Genomic DNA, 15,069 nt, shown 5'->3' on the forward strand with positions numbered 1-15,069 from the left:
CCCAAAAGGCCGAAGAAAATAATATACAGAATAGTTAAAACGGGCCTTTTCATAAAGCGTAAAGGCCTTTTGCAGATAAGCTGATGGCAACTACAAATGCCAATAGTGCAAAAATTTGCTGTAATCGAGGACTGCTCAATCGATTGCTTAAGCTGCGACCGATCAGCAATCCTGCGAGTGCACCTAAAGAGAAGGGTGCTGCAATCCAAAGATCAAAATTGCCCAAGACGATTGAGAAGATCGTGCCTCCACCAGCAACAATGGCAAGTACCCCAAGTGAGGTGGCTACGATCGATTGCACCGGTAAGTCGGTATAGCGCTTGAGGGCAGGAACAATGACAAAGCCGCCGCCCACACCCAAAAGACCGGATAGAAAGCCGGCCAATCCTCCCGAGAACATGAGCGCCTTTGCGCAAGGAATATTCCAAGCAAGCTTACCAATGGATGTATCCAATAAGCACGGCGGTGGTGGCTTGCCATCAAAGTCGGCAATCCCATGAATTTCTTTATAAGCTTGTCGATATAGACGAATCGATACATAAAACAAAGTGCAACTAAACAATATAAGTAATGGCGCATTGGGAAGGCGTTGCGACAGCCACAAGCCAATGGGAGAAAGCAGCAATCCAAAAGTCGCCATGAGTCCTGCAGCTTTGTAGCGCAGGATTTTATTTTTTAACCCAAGTAGTGCACCCACTCCCGCAGCTAGAGTGATGGCGCTAAGCGATATGGGTGCGGCTTGTGCAACGTTCAAATGAAGTGCAAAGACGAGTAGTGGTACCGAGAGAATACCGCCACCAGCCCCAGTCAGGCCCATCAGAATCCCAATAACAATTCCGAGAGCAGGGCTGATGAATAGTGAGCTTTCCATTGCAGATCATTTTATAACCATCATGGTTGCAAGATTGTGAGTCTAGATTTGGTGCCTAGGATGCTTTGTGGGAAGAATGCCGGCGTGCAAGATAAAGAGCATAAAAAACAAAAGTCCAATCATCCAGTGAATATCAATGACTATTTCACGGATCGTTTCGGGGCCGTAATAGAGTAATCCCCCTGAAATTAGCAATACCGATAGAAAAGTGACTTGCCCAAAGCCACTGATCCATTTTGTCTTGGATTTCAATCCCGCCTTGAGATGAAATGGCAACACCGAACCTAGTGCCAAAGTGGCCAGCATCGCTGCAAGACCATGCATTGCCAAAATGGAGTGCGCTCCCAATTTTGGTCGGGCAAATCCAAATTCGTGACCTAGCAAATAAAGACCGCCCGTCACAGAGCAGGCGAGCATTCCAAAGATGACAAACCACTTCTGCCAGTTAGGCATTTTCCCAAGCCGACTCATGCTGTAATCCGAATGGCTTGTGCGTTAAAACGATCAAAGCAAGGATGCCGTTCTTGCCCTGAGATCGCCAACACTTTGGTGAGGGCATCGGCGTAGATGCATTCTTTTGCCAGAATCGAGTATGAGCCCTCAAAGTTGATATGAATCCCATTTTCTTCTATTGCTAGTGGGTTAATGATGTGACTTTGCTGACAATCCCTTTTTGAAAAATGCAAACTGCTAGTGGCAATTGCACAATTTTGAAACTCTCCAATATCGAGCAACTGATTTAATTGATCGGGGCTGCGAATATGAATTCGCTTTGGCGTGTCGCCAAATAGCCGTAGATCTCCTCCAGCGTTGACTATTCCAGAGTGACAGCCTTCGGAGATCAGAATCTTGACCGCCATATCTACTGCAAAGCCTTTGGCGATTCCACCTAGGTCAAGACAGACAGGTCTGTTTGATTGAATGAGATCGGGAGCTAGAAAATGAATATCCTCAATACCTCCTAAATCCAAATTGGCTAGATTGATATGTTGTGGCAATAGACCGGCCGTAACTAGGCGATGACCAATACCACAATTAAATAGACCATGCGAGTGGCGATGAATTTTCTTGGCAGTCGTAAGCACCTGCGATGTCCAGGGATGAATATTCACTGCTTTTTGGTGCGCTAGTCGGTTAATTTGGCTTAGCTCGCTTTGGGGATGATGAAATCCCATCAAACTCTGAATCATTTCGATTGACGCAAATGCACTGTTGATAACCTCCATAGGGACATCCTCGTCAATACTGATTTCTACAAAAGTGCCTAATAGTGGCTTGCAACGAGTCATCATTTGACTTGAGGTGGGTAATTTTTGAGTGCCAAGTCATAAAAAACAGTGACCCGTTTGATTCCATCGGTTAAGTGCTTGCAAGATAGTGTCGCCCCACCAATATTCTGAATATCTTGGTTGAGCTTGATCGCATCTTGAGCGCTCTTGCCAACAAATTGTTGGCGCCATTGCGCTTGGGCAACTTCGTAACCATAAGACTCGACGTATTCTAGGATCTCAATTCCTAAAATATTTCCTTTGGGGTTGAGGGCGACAGCATAGGTGATCATTTCATGTTTACCGACCACCTCATCCACAATGAACCATCCGCCATCAGCTGTTCTCCAAATTCGATCTCCTTTAAAGGGATGGCGGATACTCGATGCTGAGCGCAGTTGTTCTTGGAGATCGTCTATGATGATGATCGGAGTTTTGCTCAGCATCTTTTTCGGAAACAGAATTTGCTGAGCTTGCTCTGTCGATATATAAATTTTAGCCTGAGCAACAATGGGGGCGATCATGATTGCTAGGCCGGCAATCGCCAGAGTTGTTTGTTTGTGATTCATGGAATATGTTCTTTTTGTTTTTCTGCTTAGTTCAATGGAAAGCCAACTTTGAGGATGTATTCATTGACGCTATGGCTATCCCATACTCTTGAGTTGGAGCATTCGGCTTCACCGCCACCCATGCAGTGACCGCCTGCAAGCTGATAACGCCAAGCGCCTGTAACCCACCAGTCTTTGGCTGCGTAGTGAATATTCGGTCCAACAAAAGTAGCGCGTTGCACTTGGTTGCGTAGATTGAGTTCTGAGTAGTCGTTATGAAAGCAAGCCTCAACGCCGGCAGACCATTTCGGGGCAAAGCGATAGCTTGCACCCACCAGGATATCGAGCATGGATTCGGGTACATTGCCGTTCTCAATAAATTTCAGGCGCTCATTAGCAACGACCACATTACTTGCGAGGACTAATCGGTCGTCGATAAAGTTCGACTGAAGCAATAAGCGGGCTTCAATCTCATCTTTATTTTTCCCCCAGCTTGGTTCTAGATAAAGACCTACCCCTACAGGAGTGGTGACCGGGTTAGTAATGCGGTAGATAGCTTCGAGAGAGCCTCCTTCAATGCCACTTTTTTGATAGGCATTGGCGGGATCATGTGAAGAAGGCACGCCATAGCCACCGGTACAAGTTGGTGAATCACCGCAAGCCTCTGAATTGGTGTAGTTTTGATTGGCATTGGTGTAGTAAGAGTTAATGTAGCCTGCTACTTGCAGATCGTTTGTGAGGCCATACTCCAACTCAGTTCTTGCAGTCCATGCGTCATAGGTACCAGCAGCCTGGCCTTGATTCAGTTGCAGACGCTGTTCAAATTCCAGCTTTCCCTTGGGCTGTAGATCTAGGGTATAGATCCAGCCGAATACACCTTCGCCAGCATGTGCCAGTGAGAAGTGCAGAGTTGCCGCTAGGACGAGACTAAAAGTGATGAGTTTTTGAATGGTCAATTTCATATGGGTGAGGTGAGTTGGTTAAAAAAGAGAAATTTATAAATGAGAACGGTTCTCAATATACCAAATTAAATGAGAATGATTCTCAAATAGAAAATGATCATACGCTAGTAAGTGTCGGAATTTTTAGGGTTAATAAGCTTTGCTTGTAAGATTTCTAGATGGATGCACAAGCTCTCGAAAAACTCGTTCTCATGAAAATGCCTTTTGGTAAGCATGCTGGACGTGCCCTGGCAGACTTGCCAGGAAACTATTTAGCCTGGTTTGCACGTGAGGGATTTCCCAAAGGCGAGCTTGGTCAATTCTTGAGCTGATGCATGAGCTTGACCACAACGGCTTACGAGGTTTGCTCGCTCCAATTCAGAGAGCGCATGGCCTCAAGTAAGAAAGTAAAAGGTAAAGAAGTAAGATTTACTTAGAGTGAACGATGACCGTCACTCGATTGCGCTCGTAATGCACATCAGGAGTATCGGGAGGGCTGCTTTGAGTGGGACTCACAAATAAAGTCGTTTTCGCTTCAATCTGTGAGGCAATCTTCTTGGCTAGTTCGCTATTACGATCATATTGAATCTGAATGCTGACCACCTTACCTGCTTGAATATTGGCAAGTAGGGCATTCACTTTTTCTGGCGAGTACTCATTAAAAAAGATTGGGTACCAGCCGCCCATAATGCCCTTGTTTTCCTGGCGTACTTGGCTTGGTTGGGCATTCTTCACTCTCGAGGTCTGGGTTTGCACAATTGCTCGTTGAGTTGGTGATGAGCCTATTTCAATTGGCAGCTGGAAGTCGATGCCGGTTTTCGCAACTAATTGGGCATAGCTTATGGGGGGTGACATTTGTGCTTCATTGGAATTTTCTACCCAGTAAGCCCATGCTACATTTTTGTGTGGGTCATAAACCAGTTTATAGAGGTGACTTGGTACGGTGACATGGCTGCTACCAATGCTTCCTTGATTGCCGGTTGAGCCAGTGAACACATAAATATCACTAGCTGCTCTTTTGGCATATAGCCTGGTTGGCTCTTCAACGTTTTTGGCCCAGATACCTTGGTTGTTTTGCCTTGCCTGCGGCATCATATTGGCTAAAGAGAATGACTGGGCCATGGATCTTTCATTACTCATATCGCCTGCTGGGGCATTATGGCCACGATCATAGCCACTTCCGCGGTAATCTGAGAGGAGGGCGCGCTCTGAGACAGGCAATCTAGCTTCCTCATAAAACTGATTGCTCCTGCGAGGATGGGGTGTTAATAATTGACTGCGACTCAGCTTTTCAACTGCGTAGATGGGCTTTTTGTCTATGGGTGAGTAATAAATGGCAAAGCCATCAAAGCAAAGATCTCGCCCAGCTTGTGCCGTAATAGGAATTTGCTGTTGCGGGAAAAGATCCTGGCACTCATCAAATAGAGCAAAAGCCTTTAGAGGGGTAAAAACCACTAGGAGTGCAATGAAGGCAAACAGAGGGCGCGGTAATTTCATGGTCTAAGTGTATGACTTACTCATCATTAGCTATCCATTTTTTAATGGCTTAGTAAGCTCTTGAGCTTGTAAACAGTGGTCGATCTAGAGTTTGTCGCAACTCATGAGGGGCTAACCCAGCGATACTAATAGCGCCCTGCAACATTTCTATTGGGGTACTACCGGTAGAAAATCTAGGGCGAAAAAATACTAGATGTGCCGGTTCCAGGGCCTATTTTTCTTTCCAAATGGTAAAAAAGTCCAAATATTAAGAATTTTTTACAGAATGAAATTAGTACCCATTAACTTTATTAAGTTATTGATTTAATTGAATAAAATATTTATTACAATAGTCATATTCGGGATCTTCCTTATTTTGAGATCTAAAAGTTATCAAATTCTATTTCTTTATTCTTGACTAGATATAAGAACATTCTTAGGATGAGCCATGTTTTTTATATATTGCGATGCAGCATAAACCAGAGGATCGGTTTTGAAGGTATCGTAATAAAATGAATGAGTAAATGTTTAACGAACAATTTGAGTGAGATGCAGAGAGAACCAGCGATGCTAGCTGCCAAAAACCTGCTTGCCCACGCCATGGCCCCGGTGTACAGGGTCATTAATGGTTTACTCGTTGTCACCGTCTTCATGATTGTGGGTTTATGGCTTTCCGGTAACGGAACCAATGCCGGGGCTTTCGATCTGGCGCGCATCCTAGTGCCTGACGAAGCTCGCCATATTGTCTGGAGCAATGGCTTTGGCATGCTCGACCAATACAAGACTGAACTTTCTTCAACACCAGCCCCTGAAACTGAGATTGCAGCGGTCATCTATAACAAGTCTCAATCCGAAAAAACGGGTTTTTCTGGCGCAAAGCAGCAGACCATTGCCTTATTGATGCCCTCGGTAGCACAAGTTCAGGTGAAGTCAATTTCTCATCTGGCTGACCGCATTCCCACTTCAAAGCTTGATCCTCAGGCTTTGGATAGCAATCTGATGGGTTCTATTCAAAATCAACGGGCGGTCGCTGACTTTTTTGAGAAGAAATACAAGCTTGATCGCACCAAGATAGAAGAGTATGTATCTAACACGATCTTGATTGCCAAAGAAGTGAATATTGACCCAGTGTTGTTGCTCGCTGTTATCTCGGTGGAATCGAACTTCAATCCGAACACTAAGAGCCAGGCTGGCGCCGAGGGCTTGATGCAGGTCATGACATCAGTGCATCGCGATAAGTATGCCGTCTACGGTGGCACCGCCCAAGCTGTAAAGCCTGAAGTTAATATTCGCGTTGGCGCTTATATCTTGAAGTATTTGATTGCTACAGCAGGTTCTTTGCGTAACGGTCTGAAGTTTTATGTGGGCGCGGGTAATGCTGAAGATGATGGTGGCTATGCTGAGAAGGTAATGGCAGAGCGTAATCGCTTGATAAGTTTGTGCCAGACTCGCTCCACTAATCGCTTGACCTTGAGTGTGAAGGATTTACGTTCCTAATCAATCCTCATTCGATGGGTCTAGGTAAAAAGCCACCCGAGGGTGGCTTTATTTCTACTAAACCAAGCTGTTTAGTTCACGCCATGAAGCTCTACATCGAACACTAAGGTGGCATTTGGGGGAATCACACCGCCAGCGCCACGAGGGCCATAACCCATCTCGGATGGAATGATTAAAGTACGCTTGCCGCCGATTTTCATTCCAGCGACGCCTTCATCCCACCCCTTAATCACATGACCCGCCCCCAAAGGGAAACTAAACAGTTGGCCGCGATCGAGGGAGCTATCAAATTTTTGACCTTTATGGTCGGCTGCATTCTCGTCATAGAGCCAGCCGGTATAGTGGACATCGACATGATTGCCGGCAATAGCTTCTTTTCCTTCGCCAACCACGGTGTCGATTTTTTTGAGTTCAGTCATGTTTTTTCCTGTGCAGTGCAATTTGGCTGCTTAGTATATTCTCAGACCTATCTTTTTGATGAAGAGTCTATGTAGGCAAAACTCCATGACAAACTACTGGCTAAGCTCAGCGTACCAAACGCTTCAAACGAGTTCCGATGGTAAATTGCTCGTCACAGATGATTTTTTGCGGACCTACCTTAGCAGGCCTGAATTAAGTTTGGTACCAGAATCTTGTGCGGCCGAGAAATCTCTCCATCAGCATTTATTAAGCAACCCACGCTTAGCAGTGACATCCGCTGATATTGAGGCCCTGGCCGATGCAGATATTCAGGAGAATTACCGGATATGGTTACGTTTCCGAGAGCGTCTATTGGCAGCAGGCTCATTGGAAAGTTTTTATATGAGCCTTTTTAAAGGGGGAGGCGTAGATGTGCCACCCTTATTTGTAAGTCAATTGGCGCAGATTTTCGTGAGGCATATTTTGGGTGAGCAGGCTCACCCATTAGAAGCTAGGGCTGGGGAGATCTTCTTTAGAACTCAAAAAATTACTGTTTTAGAAGACAGCATCGTGATGGCGGCTGATGAGGAAGTTGTCACTCGTAATGCACAAGCGGTCGAATCCGGAAGCATTATGGATTTACTCAAGGGTAAATCGATGTTGATGAGATCAACCGATCTAGACGTTCTCTATGAAGAAAATGCTGAGGAATATTGGGCGCGCAATGAGGGCTTTGATTTTGCTGTCCAGCTCAATTTTGGACATGAGCCAATCACGTATTTTTGCCGTGTACTGGAAAAGTGGATTCTGCATTTTTTAGGGGCTCAAGTTCGCATTACCCCCCATGCAGCAGATCAATGACCCTAAGTGGTCGTGGCATGTGGGGCTCGATGCAGCGGCAACTGAGATTTTGAACAAGCTTTATCAAAAAGAGCCCATAGAGCTTGATGAATTAAAGCGGGTGATTTGCTTATTTCGTCTCGATTTTATAGATGAGTCTATTGTGGTCAATGCGCAGCGAGGTAAACCAGTCTATATGGCTATTGCCATGAATGAACAGGGGCAATTAAAGTTAAAACCACAAAATTTGCTATTTAATTTACCGCTTGCGAAAGCTTCTTAATAGATCAATCCCTTAATTTTGGCGTGCAAGCCATATAAGCCTTACAGCTGCCCTAGTGGATTCCCTTAAATTGCCCTCTATGTGACTGTTTGGGGTGCAAAACCTGCATTTTTGTCAATTGCGATGATTTAAAATCTCGCCCCATTGGCAAAATAAGGCCTGCTAAACACAAAAGCAGTAAGGCTGCTAAAAGCGATTTGCATAATGCGGAGTATGAGGGTGGCAGGGTAAAAACCTGACTCTGTAAATTTATCAATATCGAGGAAACGTTAATGGCTTCAGAGAAATCAAAGATTATTTACACGCTGACAGATGAAGCGCCGCTTTTGGCGACTTGCGCATTTCTGCCAATCATTCGTACTTTTACAGCCCCCGCTGGAGTAGAGATTGTGAAGAGTGACATCTCTGTGGCTGCCCGTATCTTGGCTGAGTTTCCAGATTACTTAACGGATGAGCAAAAGGTTCCAGATAATTTGGGCGAACTCGGTAAGCTGACATTAAAGCCAGATACCAACATTATTAAGTTGCCAAATATTAGTGCGTCTGTGCCGCAATTGTTGGCAGCCATTAAAGAATTGCAAACTAAGGGCTACAAAATCCCTGATTTCCCAGAAGATCCAAAAACCGATGAAGAAAAGGCCATTCGTGCACGTTATTCCAAGTGCCTGGGAAGTTCAGTAAACCCAGTATTGCGTGAAGGAAACTCTGATCGCCGTGCTCCGCCCGCAGTGAAACGTTACGCTCGTAAAAATCCACACTCCATGGGCGAGTGGAGCCAAGCGTCTCGTACTCACGTATCCCATATGCATGGCGGTGACTTCTACTCTAGCGAGAAGTCAATGACCATGACTAAGGCCTGTGACGTGAAGATGGATCTAGTAACGAAGAGTGGCAAAACCATTATTCTCAAGCCTAAGGTCTCTTTGCTCGCTGGTGAAATCATCGACAGCATGTACATGAGCAAGAAAGCATTGTGCGAGTTCTACGAAAAAGAAATCGAAGATGCTTATAAGACCGGCATGATGTTGTCCTTGCACGTGAAGGCAACCATGATGAAGGTGTCACACCCCATCGTGTTTGGTCACGCGGTCAAGATTTTCTACAAAGATGCATTTGCTAAGCATGCCAAACTCTTTGAAGAGTTGGGCGTGAACCCGAATAATGGTATGAGCAGCTTGTACGACAAGATCAAGACTTTGCCAGAATCTAAGCGCGAAGAAATCATTCAAGATTTGCATGCTTGCCATGAGCATCGCCCAGCATTGGCAATGGTTGACTCAGCTAAGGGCATTACCAACTTGCATTCTCCAAGCGATGTGATCGTCGATGCTTCGATGCCTGCGATGATTCGGGTTGGTGGCAAGATGTGGGGTGCTGATGGTCGCTTGCATGACACTAAAGCGGTGATTCCAGAAAGTACCTTTGCCCGTATCTATCAAGAAATGATTAATTTCTGTAAGACCCACGGCAACTTTGATCCAACTACGATGGGTACAGTACCTAACGTAGGTTTGATGGCTCAGCAAGCTGAAGAATACGGCTCGCACGACAAGACTTTTGAAATCCCAGAAGCTGGTGTAGCACGCATTGTTGCTGATGATGGCACTGTATTACTCGAGCAAAACGTGGAAGAGGGTGATATCTGGCGTATGTGCCAGTGTAAAGATGCCCCTATTCGTGATTGGGTAAAGTTAGCTGTTAATCGTGCCCGTCTTTCGAATACTCCAGCAGTGTTCTGGTTGGATGAGTACCGTCCACACGAAGCGGAGTTAATTAAGAAGGTCAAAACTTACCTCAAAGATTACGATCTTGAGGGAGTTGATATCCAGATCATGTCTCAGACACGGGCTATGCGTTACACCCTGGAGCGCGTGATTCGTGGTAAAGATACCATTTCTGTAACCGGCAACATTCTGCGTGACTACCTCACCGACTTGTTCCCAATCATGGAGCTGGGCACTAGCGCAAAGATGTTATCCATTGTGCCTTTGATGGCCGGTGGTGGCTTGTTCGAAACAGGTGCCGGTGGTTCTGCTCCCAAGCACGTTCAACAGCTTGTAGAAGAGAACCACTTACGTTGGGACTCTCTCGGTGAGTTTTTGGCTTTGGCAGTCTCGCTCGAAGATATTGGTGACAAGACCGGTAATCCTAAAGTGAAAATCTTGGCTCGCACATTAGACGAGGCTACCGGTAAATTATTGGATAACAATAAGTCACCTTCACCTCGCACTGGTGAGTTGGACAATCGTGGAAGCCAGTTCTACTTGGCGATGTACTGGGCCGAAGCCTTGGCTGCTCAAACTGAAGATAAGGAACTGCAGGCCTACTTTGCGCCTTTAGCAAAAACCTTGGCTGAAAATGAGCAGAAGATTGCTGAGGAATTGAAGGCCGTTCAGGGTAAGCCAGCTGACATCGGTGGTTACTATGTTGCTGATCCAGAAAAGTGCAAAGCGGTCATGCGTCCTAGCCCAACTTTCAATGCAGCTCTGAAGGCAGCAAGAGCATAATCAGTAAATGTAGGTAGAAGCGCTAAGTGCCTTATGAATTAATTGGGCATAAGATAAAAAGGGCAAACTTTCGGGTTTGCCTTTTTCTTTGAAGTTTTTCTTCCGATTTATGCCTAAACCAAAAGACCTTATTGAATTAAGCTATCTGAGTGAAGCGGTCTCAGATATGTCTTTTTTGGGATTGATGCGCTTACTTGAGTCTGCAAGAGCTTTTAATCAACAGCACGGTATTACCGGCATTCTCTTTTATGACAACCAACAGTTTGGTCAAGTGATTGAAGGCGAGCGTGCCAATATCATGAAGGTATGGAAGCGCATACAGGAAGATGAGCGCCATCATCGCATTGAGCTGTTAGAGATTCGTGAGATTACTGAGCGCAGCTATCCGGAATGGTTGTTGCGCTTTTATGGCGGCGAAACACTGATTAAGGACTACCCGGTTTTAGCTGGCCTGGTTGGTGGTATGGATAAGCACAGTTTGGCTTTACTCAATAAAATGCGTGCTGCAGCGATCTAAGGTTCAGCTTAGCAATAAATCCCTTTCAGTAGCAAAATAGCCGTATTACTTAGCTGGGGTATGCCATGCGTTTTATTGACAAAACCATTCTTTCAAGCGACATCACGCCAAAAGCCGTTTTTGAAAATCGTCGTGCGCTCATTAAAACAGCGGCTGCTGGTGGTTTTGGTGCAGCTCTTGTCCCTTGGTTTTCTAGAGAGGCTTTGGCGGTATCCCCGGAAAAGCTATCTGCAACTCCAAATACGGCTTATGGCAAAGAAGAAACCACGCCATATAAGTATGTAACGAGTTACAACAACTTTTATGAGTTTGGTACAGATAAAGCGGATCCCGCCTCACATGCGGACAGTTTGCAAACTCGCCCATGGACTATATCGATTGAAGGTTTGGTAAAAAAGCCCATTACCCTAGATATAGATGCCTTGCTCAAGATTGCCCCAATAGAAGAGCGTATTTATCGTATGCGTTGTGTTGAGGGTTGGTCTATGGTGATTCCATGGGATGGCTATTCACTCTCTAAACTCATCAATAAAGTAGAGCCCTTATCTTCAGCTAAATACGTAGAATTTATCTCCTTGGCTGATCGAAAGCAAATGCCGGGAGTATCAAGCAATATCCTCAATTGGCCCTATCGCGAAGGCCTGCGCATGGATGAGGCGATGAATCCTTTAACCCTATTGACTTTCGGTTTGTATGGTGAGGTGTTGCCAAAGCAAAACGGGGCTCCAGTGCGCATTGTGGTGCCTTGGAAGTATGGCTTTAAGAGTGCTAAGTCCATTGTCAAAATTCGTTTTACTGAAGAGATGCCCAAGACAAGTTGGAATCAATTTGACGCTCGGGAGTACGGTTTTTATTCCAACGTCAATCCTGCAGTTGATCATCCACGCTGGAGTCAGGCCATGGAACGGCGCATTGGCGATCCCAAGGGCGTCTTTGCGCCAAAGATTAAAACCCAATTATTTAATGGTTATGCCGATCAAGTTGCCAGTATGTACGCAGGTATGGACTTGAAAAAGTATTATTAAGCAATGAAGAAAGTTTTATTTGCTGCATTGGCTGCCGTTACGCTGTCTTTTAGTCTTGCCAGCTATGGCCAATCTACTGATATGCCTGTCAAGACTATCACCTCTTTAGACCTGCCTCGTTATTTAGGGGCTTGGTACGAGATTGCCAAATTTCCGAATTGGTTTCAGAAGAAATGTGTCGGCAATACTCAGGCGGTGTATTCACTCAGGCCTGACGGTAATCTCAAAGTGCTCAACAGTTGCAAAACTGCTGATGGAAAAGTATCTGAAGCCGAAGGTACTGCTAGACAAATTGGACCGAAAGATTCTCCAAAATTAGAGGTGCGTTTTGCCCCAGCCTGGCTCTCCTTTATTCCGATGGTTTGGGGCGACTACTGGTTGATCGATTTAGATTCTCAATACCAGGTTGCAGCGGTGAGTGACCCCCAGCGCCAATATCTTTGGGTGCTATCTAGAACACCACAATTAGATAGCAAGACCTATGAGGCTTTGCTGGGGCGCTTACAGGCTCAGCAGTTTGATGTGCGTAAGCTTGAGCTGACCGAGCAATCTTCCCCAGCTCAGAAGAATTAAATTGACTGCATATTCTTTGCCTCCCGGGATAACAGTTTTTGAAAGAGGTTGGTTATCAGCCAATAATATTTTTCATTTTGGTGAGGGTGATGTTTCGGTGGTCGATACCGGATATTGGGCTCATCAGCATTTAACGCTGGAGCTTATTCGCAATGCTATGGAAAAGCATCATCTGCCTACTGTGAATAAGGTCGTCAATACCCATCTGCATTCAGATCATTGCGGCGGTAATCAGCTTTTAGCAAAAACTTTTGACTGCCAAGTGTGGATACCTGCCGCTGAAGCGCCAGCAGTGCAAGACTGGAATGAGGGCTTACTAAGCTATCAAAACCTGGGCCAAGAATGTCCTCGTTTTAATCATCATGGATTACTCATTCCGGGTGAGGAGATTCAGCTAGGTCGCTATCAATGGAGGATCCTTGCCGCGCCAGGTCACGATCCGCATTCGGTCATGCTCTATCAAGAGCAGAATCGCATTTTGATTTCAGCCGATGCGTTGTGGGAAGAGGGTTTTGGGGTGATTTTCCCAGAGTTATGGGGCGAAGCAGGTTTTGAAGAGGTTTCCCAAACACTTGATTTGATTGAGAGTCTGTCGATAGATTTAGTGATTCCGGGGCATGGGGCCCCTTTTGAGGATGTTGTCAAGGCAGTTGCCATTGCACGTTCCCGCTTAGATTATTTAGCATCTGATCCTGATCGCAATGCTCGCCATGGCGCAAAAGTCTTATTGAAATATAAGTTATTAGAATGGCATCAGCGGGAGATGGACTTTGTAAATAATTGGATTATGAGCATAAATAATTTGATTATGAGCACCCCAGCATTAATGAGTGCTGCAAAGCAGTTAAATATGGGTGCTGATGAATTTGTATCTTGGTTGCCGCAGGCTTTAATCAAGTCAGGGGCTGCCAGGTTAGATGGACAATACTTAGTAGATAAAGCTTAAACATCAAAAGAGGAAATATGGAGCACACTGTTTTAGTAACTGGCGCTACAACTGGATTTGGTGAGGCTACTGCCCGCCGCTTTTTGGCTCATGGTCATCGGGTGATTGCAGTTGGCAGAAGAGCTGAGCGCTTAGATGGACTCAAAGCATCTTTACCTGCTGAGCAGCAGAAAAAATTACTGACCATGGTTATCGATGTTTGCGATAGCGCCAAAGTGGATGCTTTAGCGCAAGCCTTGCCACCTGAGTTTGCCAAGGTCACGGTCTTAGTGAACAACGCTGGTCTTGCTTTGGGTTTAGAGCCTGCACATAAAGCTTTCTTGAGTGATTGGGATCAAATGATTGACACCAACATCAAAGGCCTGGTGCATATGAGCCGCGCATTTTTGCCTGGCATGGTTGAGCGTAAGCAAGGCCACGTGATTAACTTAGGTTCTGTCGCGGCGAACTACCCTTATCCAGGCGGTAATGTTTATGGTGGCACTAAAGCGTTTGTGAAGCAATTTAGCTTAAACTTACGAGCCGATTTGATTGGTACGCCAGTACGCGTGACTTGTATCGAGCCGGGCATGTGTGCTGGGACTGAGTTTTCTAATGTGCGCTTTAAGGGTGATGACGATAAAGCAAAGAATGTCTACACTGGAGTGAAGGCGTTGAGTGCGGATGATGTCGCTGAGGCAATCTACTGGTCTGCAACTTTACCTAGTCACATGAACATCAATGTCTTGGAGTTAATGCCAGTGCAGCAAGCCTTCAATCCGTTTAATGTCCATCGTGGAGAGTTCTAGGATTTTTTATCAGCGTCTTTCCATTGGTAAAACTGTGGATAGACGCGCATTACTACCGGCCCGTTAAAGTCCCATGATTTACAAGTTCCCAGATAGAGCGGGGGCTTATTTACATCGGGATCAAACAAAGCGCCAGGAATCGATTGAAAGGCTGCAGTTGCTAGGTTATTCAGTAGCTCACGTAAGTGGGTACAACCTGCAATTCCGCCTAAGTGGGTTTGAATCGTTTTACGCCAGCCTTTACCCAAGCGCGCTCCAATCAACTCATCCATCGGCGGAATTACCTGAGGACACTCAGGGTGAGGGTGTCCATCCATGGTGACTTCAATATCTTGAATTACCAGTTCTTGATTAACTGTTAAACGCACCCACATGTCATGAAAAGCTTGGCCAGGTTGCCAGGTTGTTGCGCCCGTTACAAAAGGACTGGTTTTGTAATCCTTGAGATGACCTTCGATATCCCATAGACCATCTTCTCTAGCAAATCCTTGAAAAGTGATTTCACGGGTATGTAGTAGGGAGCGTGGTTTTGGGTTGGAAAGCATCGGTATTCAGGTGTATGTGTCGGTATGGATCTAATGATAATGAAT

At 45.5% G+C, this 15,069-nt stretch carries 17 protein-coding genes and 1 pseudogene; 10 read left to right on the forward strand and 8 right to left on the reverse strand.

Annotation, left to right across the window (positions count from 1 at the left end; translation table 11 throughout):
* Nucleotides 1-49: 49 nt before the first annotated feature.
* From DXE33_RS00240 to DXE33_RS00260, 5 genes are read right to left on the reverse strand one after another with little or no spacing between them, the layout of a single operon-like run.
* Nucleotides 50-871, reverse strand: a complete 822-nt coding sequence (locus DXE33_RS00240; RefSeq protein ID WP_114638133.1) for a sulfite exporter TauE/SafE family protein — start codon at nt 869-871, stop codon at nt 50-52.
* Between the two features lie 42 nt (nt 872-913).
* Nucleotides 914-1,342, reverse strand: coding sequence for a hypothetical protein (locus DXE33_RS00245; RefSeq protein WP_114638134.1), 429 nt, complete (start codon nt 1,340-1,342; stop codon nt 914-916).
* Nucleotides 1,339-2,163 (reverse strand): FAD:protein FMN transferase, encoded by an 825-nt coding sequence (locus DXE33_RS00250; RefSeq protein WP_231970270.1) that lies wholly within the window; start codon nt 2,161-2,163, stop codon nt 1,339-1,341. Before DXE33_RS00250 ends, DXE33_RS00245 begins: the two co-directional genes overlap by 4 nt.
* Nucleotides 2,160-2,708, reverse strand: a complete 549-nt coding sequence (locus DXE33_RS00255; protein WP_114638135.1) for an FMN-binding protein — start codon at nt 2,706-2,708, stop codon at nt 2,160-2,162. Before DXE33_RS00255 ends, DXE33_RS00250 begins: the two co-directional genes overlap by 4 nt.
* Nucleotides 2,709-2,734: 26 nt before the next feature.
* On the reverse strand, nt 2,735-3,649 hold the full coding sequence (locus tag DXE33_RS00260; protein ID WP_114638136.1) for a DUF6662 family protein: 915 nt from the start codon (nt 3,647-3,649) through the stop codon (nt 2,735-2,737).
* Between the two features lie 158 nt (nt 3,650-3,807).
* On the opposite strand from DXE33_RS00260, the pseudogene DXE33_RS00265 reads away from it, so the two are divergent.
* A pseudogene (locus DXE33_RS00265) lies at nt 3,808-4,031 on the forward strand (DUF3820 family protein).
* 26 nt (nt 4,032-4,057) lie between these two features.
* Here the strand turns inward: DXE33_RS00265 and DXE33_RS00270 are convergent.
* A complete protein-coding gene (locus DXE33_RS00270) occupies nt 4,058-5,125 on the reverse strand; it encodes a DNA/RNA non-specific endonuclease (RefSeq protein WP_114638137.1) in 1,068 nt (355 codons plus the stop codon).
* Between the two features lie 528 nt (nt 5,126-5,653).
* On the opposite strand from DXE33_RS00270, the gene DXE33_RS00275 reads away from it, so the two are divergent.
* The gene (locus DXE33_RS00275) at nt 5,654-6,601 is read left to right on the forward strand and encodes a transglycosylase SLT domain-containing protein (RefSeq protein ID WP_231970271.1); all 948 of its coding nucleotides are present in this window, start codon (nt 5,654-5,656) and stop codon (nt 6,599-6,601) included.
* A 71-nt stretch (nt 6,602-6,672) separates the two neighbouring features.
* Here DXE33_RS00275 and DXE33_RS00280 read toward each other — a convergent pair whose 3' ends face one another.
* Complete coding sequence (locus tag DXE33_RS00280; protein ID WP_114638139.1) at nt 6,673-7,020, reverse strand: FKBP-type peptidyl-prolyl cis-trans isomerase; 348 nt, start codon at nt 7,018-7,020, stop codon at nt 6,673-6,675.
* 85 nt (nt 7,021-7,105) lie between these two features.
* Between DXE33_RS00280 and DXE33_RS00285 the strand changes: the two genes are divergently transcribed.
* From DXE33_RS00285 to DXE33_RS00315, 8 genes are all read left to right on the forward strand, one after another.
* The gene (locus DXE33_RS00285; RefSeq protein ID WP_197711954.1) at nt 7,106-7,861 is read left to right on the forward strand and encodes a DUF6352 family protein; all 756 of its coding nucleotides are present in this window, start codon (nt 7,106-7,108) and stop codon (nt 7,859-7,861) included.
* Complete coding sequence (locus DXE33_RS10315) at nt 7,845-8,123, forward strand: DUF6352 family protein (RefSeq protein WP_197711955.1); 279 nt, start codon at nt 7,845-7,847, stop codon at nt 8,121-8,123. Before DXE33_RS00285 ends, DXE33_RS10315 begins: the two co-directional genes overlap by 17 nt.
* A gap of 272 nt (nt 8,124-8,395) precedes the next feature.
* On the forward strand, nt 8,396-10,630 hold the full coding sequence (locus tag DXE33_RS00290) for an NADP-dependent isocitrate dehydrogenase (protein ID WP_114638140.1): 2,235 nt from the start codon (nt 8,396-8,398) through the stop codon (nt 10,628-10,630).
* Nucleotides 10,631-10,739: 109 nt separating this feature from the next.
* A complete protein-coding gene (locus DXE33_RS00295) occupies nt 10,740-11,147 on the forward strand; it encodes a BLUF domain-containing protein (protein WP_114638141.1) in 408 nt (135 codons plus the stop codon).
* A 65-nt stretch (nt 11,148-11,212) separates the two neighbouring features.
* Nucleotides 11,213-12,172: a protein-methionine-sulfoxide reductase catalytic subunit MsrP gene (gene msrP, locus DXE33_RS00300; RefSeq protein WP_114638142.1), complete on the forward strand. Its 960-nt coding sequence runs from the start codon at nt 11,213-11,215 to the stop codon at nt 12,170-12,172.
* A 3-nt stretch (nt 12,173-12,175) separates the two neighbouring features.
* Nucleotides 12,176-12,745: a lipocalin family protein gene (locus DXE33_RS00305; RefSeq protein WP_114638143.1), complete on the forward strand. Its 570-nt coding sequence runs from the start codon at nt 12,176-12,178 to the stop codon at nt 12,743-12,745.
* A gap of 1 nt (nt 12,746) precedes the next feature.
* Entirely contained in the window at nt 12,747-13,691 is a 945-nt protein-coding gene (locus DXE33_RS00310) for an MBL fold metallo-hydrolase (RefSeq protein ID WP_114638144.1), read from the forward strand.
* A gap of 17 nt (nt 13,692-13,708) precedes the next feature.
* Nucleotides 13,709-14,479, forward strand: a complete 771-nt coding sequence (locus DXE33_RS00315; RefSeq protein ID WP_114638145.1) for an SDR family oxidoreductase — start codon at nt 13,709-13,711, stop codon at nt 14,477-14,479.
* Here DXE33_RS00315 and DXE33_RS00320 read toward each other — a convergent pair.
* Nucleotides 14,476-15,024: a DUF2889 domain-containing protein gene (locus DXE33_RS00320; RefSeq protein WP_114638146.1), complete on the reverse strand. Its 549-nt coding sequence runs from the start codon at nt 15,022-15,024 to the stop codon at nt 14,476-14,478. The two genes, DXE33_RS00315 and DXE33_RS00320, sit on opposite strands and share 4 nt — an antisense overlap.
* Between the last annotated feature and the right edge of the window lie 45 nt (nt 15,025-15,069).

Source organism: Polynucleobacter necessarius, from assembly GCF_900096765.1.
GTDB classification, from domain to species: Bacteria; Pseudomonadota; Gammaproteobacteria; order Burkholderiales; family Burkholderiaceae; genus Polynucleobacter; species Polynucleobacter necessarius_F.

Excerpts from the sequence above, each read along its gene's own strand:
- DXE33_RS00245 (WP_114638134.1), bottom strand. The coding sequence starts at position 1,342 with ATGAGTCGGCTTGGGAAAATGCCTAACTGGCAGAAGTGGTTTGTCATC.
- DXE33_RS00280 (WP_114638139.1), bottom strand. The coding sequence starts at position 7,020 with ATGACTGAACTCAAAAAAATCGACACCGTGGTTGGCGAAGGAAAAGAA.
- msrP (WP_114638142.1), top strand. The coding sequence starts at position 11,213 with ATGCGTTTTATTGACAAAACCATTCTTTCAAGCGACATCACGCCAAAA.
- DXE33_RS00270 (WP_114638137.1), bottom strand. The coding sequence starts at position 5,125 with ATGAAATTACCGCGCCCTCTGTTTGCCTTCATTGCACTCCTAGTGGTT.
- DXE33_RS10315 (WP_197711955.1), top strand. The coding sequence starts at position 7,845 with ATGCAGCAGATCAATGACCCTAAGTGGTCGTGGCATGTGGGGCTCGAT.
- DXE33_RS00285 (WP_197711954.1), top strand. The coding sequence starts at position 7,106 with ATGACAAACTACTGGCTAAGCTCAGCGTACCAAACGCTTCAAACGAGT.
- DXE33_RS00290 (WP_114638140.1), top strand. The coding sequence starts at position 8,396 with ATGGCTTCAGAGAAATCAAAGATTATTTACACGCTGACAGATGAAGCG.
- DXE33_RS00320 (WP_114638146.1), bottom strand. The coding sequence starts at position 15,024 with ATGCTTTCCAACCCAAAACCACGCTCCCTACTACATACCCGTGAAATC.
- DXE33_RS00240 (WP_114638133.1), bottom strand. The coding sequence starts at position 871 with ATGGAAAGCTCACTATTCATCAGCCCTGCTCTCGGAATTGTTATTGGG.
- DXE33_RS00255 (WP_114638135.1), bottom strand. The coding sequence starts at position 2,708 with ATGAATCACAAACAAACAACTCTGGCGATTGCCGGCCTAGCAATCATG.
- DXE33_RS00275 (WP_231970271.1), top strand. The coding sequence starts at position 5,654 with ATGCAGAGAGAACCAGCGATGCTAGCTGCCAAAAACCTGCTTGCCCAC.
- DXE33_RS00315 (WP_114638145.1), top strand. The coding sequence starts at position 13,709 with ATGGAGCACACTGTTTTAGTAACTGGCGCTACAACTGGATTTGGTGAG.
- DXE33_RS00250 (WP_231970270.1), bottom strand. The coding sequence starts at position 2,163 with ATGATGACTCGTTGCAAGCCACTATTAGGCACTTTTGTAGAAATCAGT.
- DXE33_RS00260 (WP_114638136.1), bottom strand. The coding sequence starts at position 3,649 with ATGAAATTGACCATTCAAAAACTCATCACTTTTAGTCTCGTCCTAGCG.
- DXE33_RS00305 (WP_114638143.1), top strand. The coding sequence starts at position 12,176 with ATGAAGAAAGTTTTATTTGCTGCATTGGCTGCCGTTACGCTGTCTTTT.
- DXE33_RS00295 (WP_114638141.1), top strand. The coding sequence starts at position 10,740 with ATGCCTAAACCAAAAGACCTTATTGAATTAAGCTATCTGAGTGAAGCG.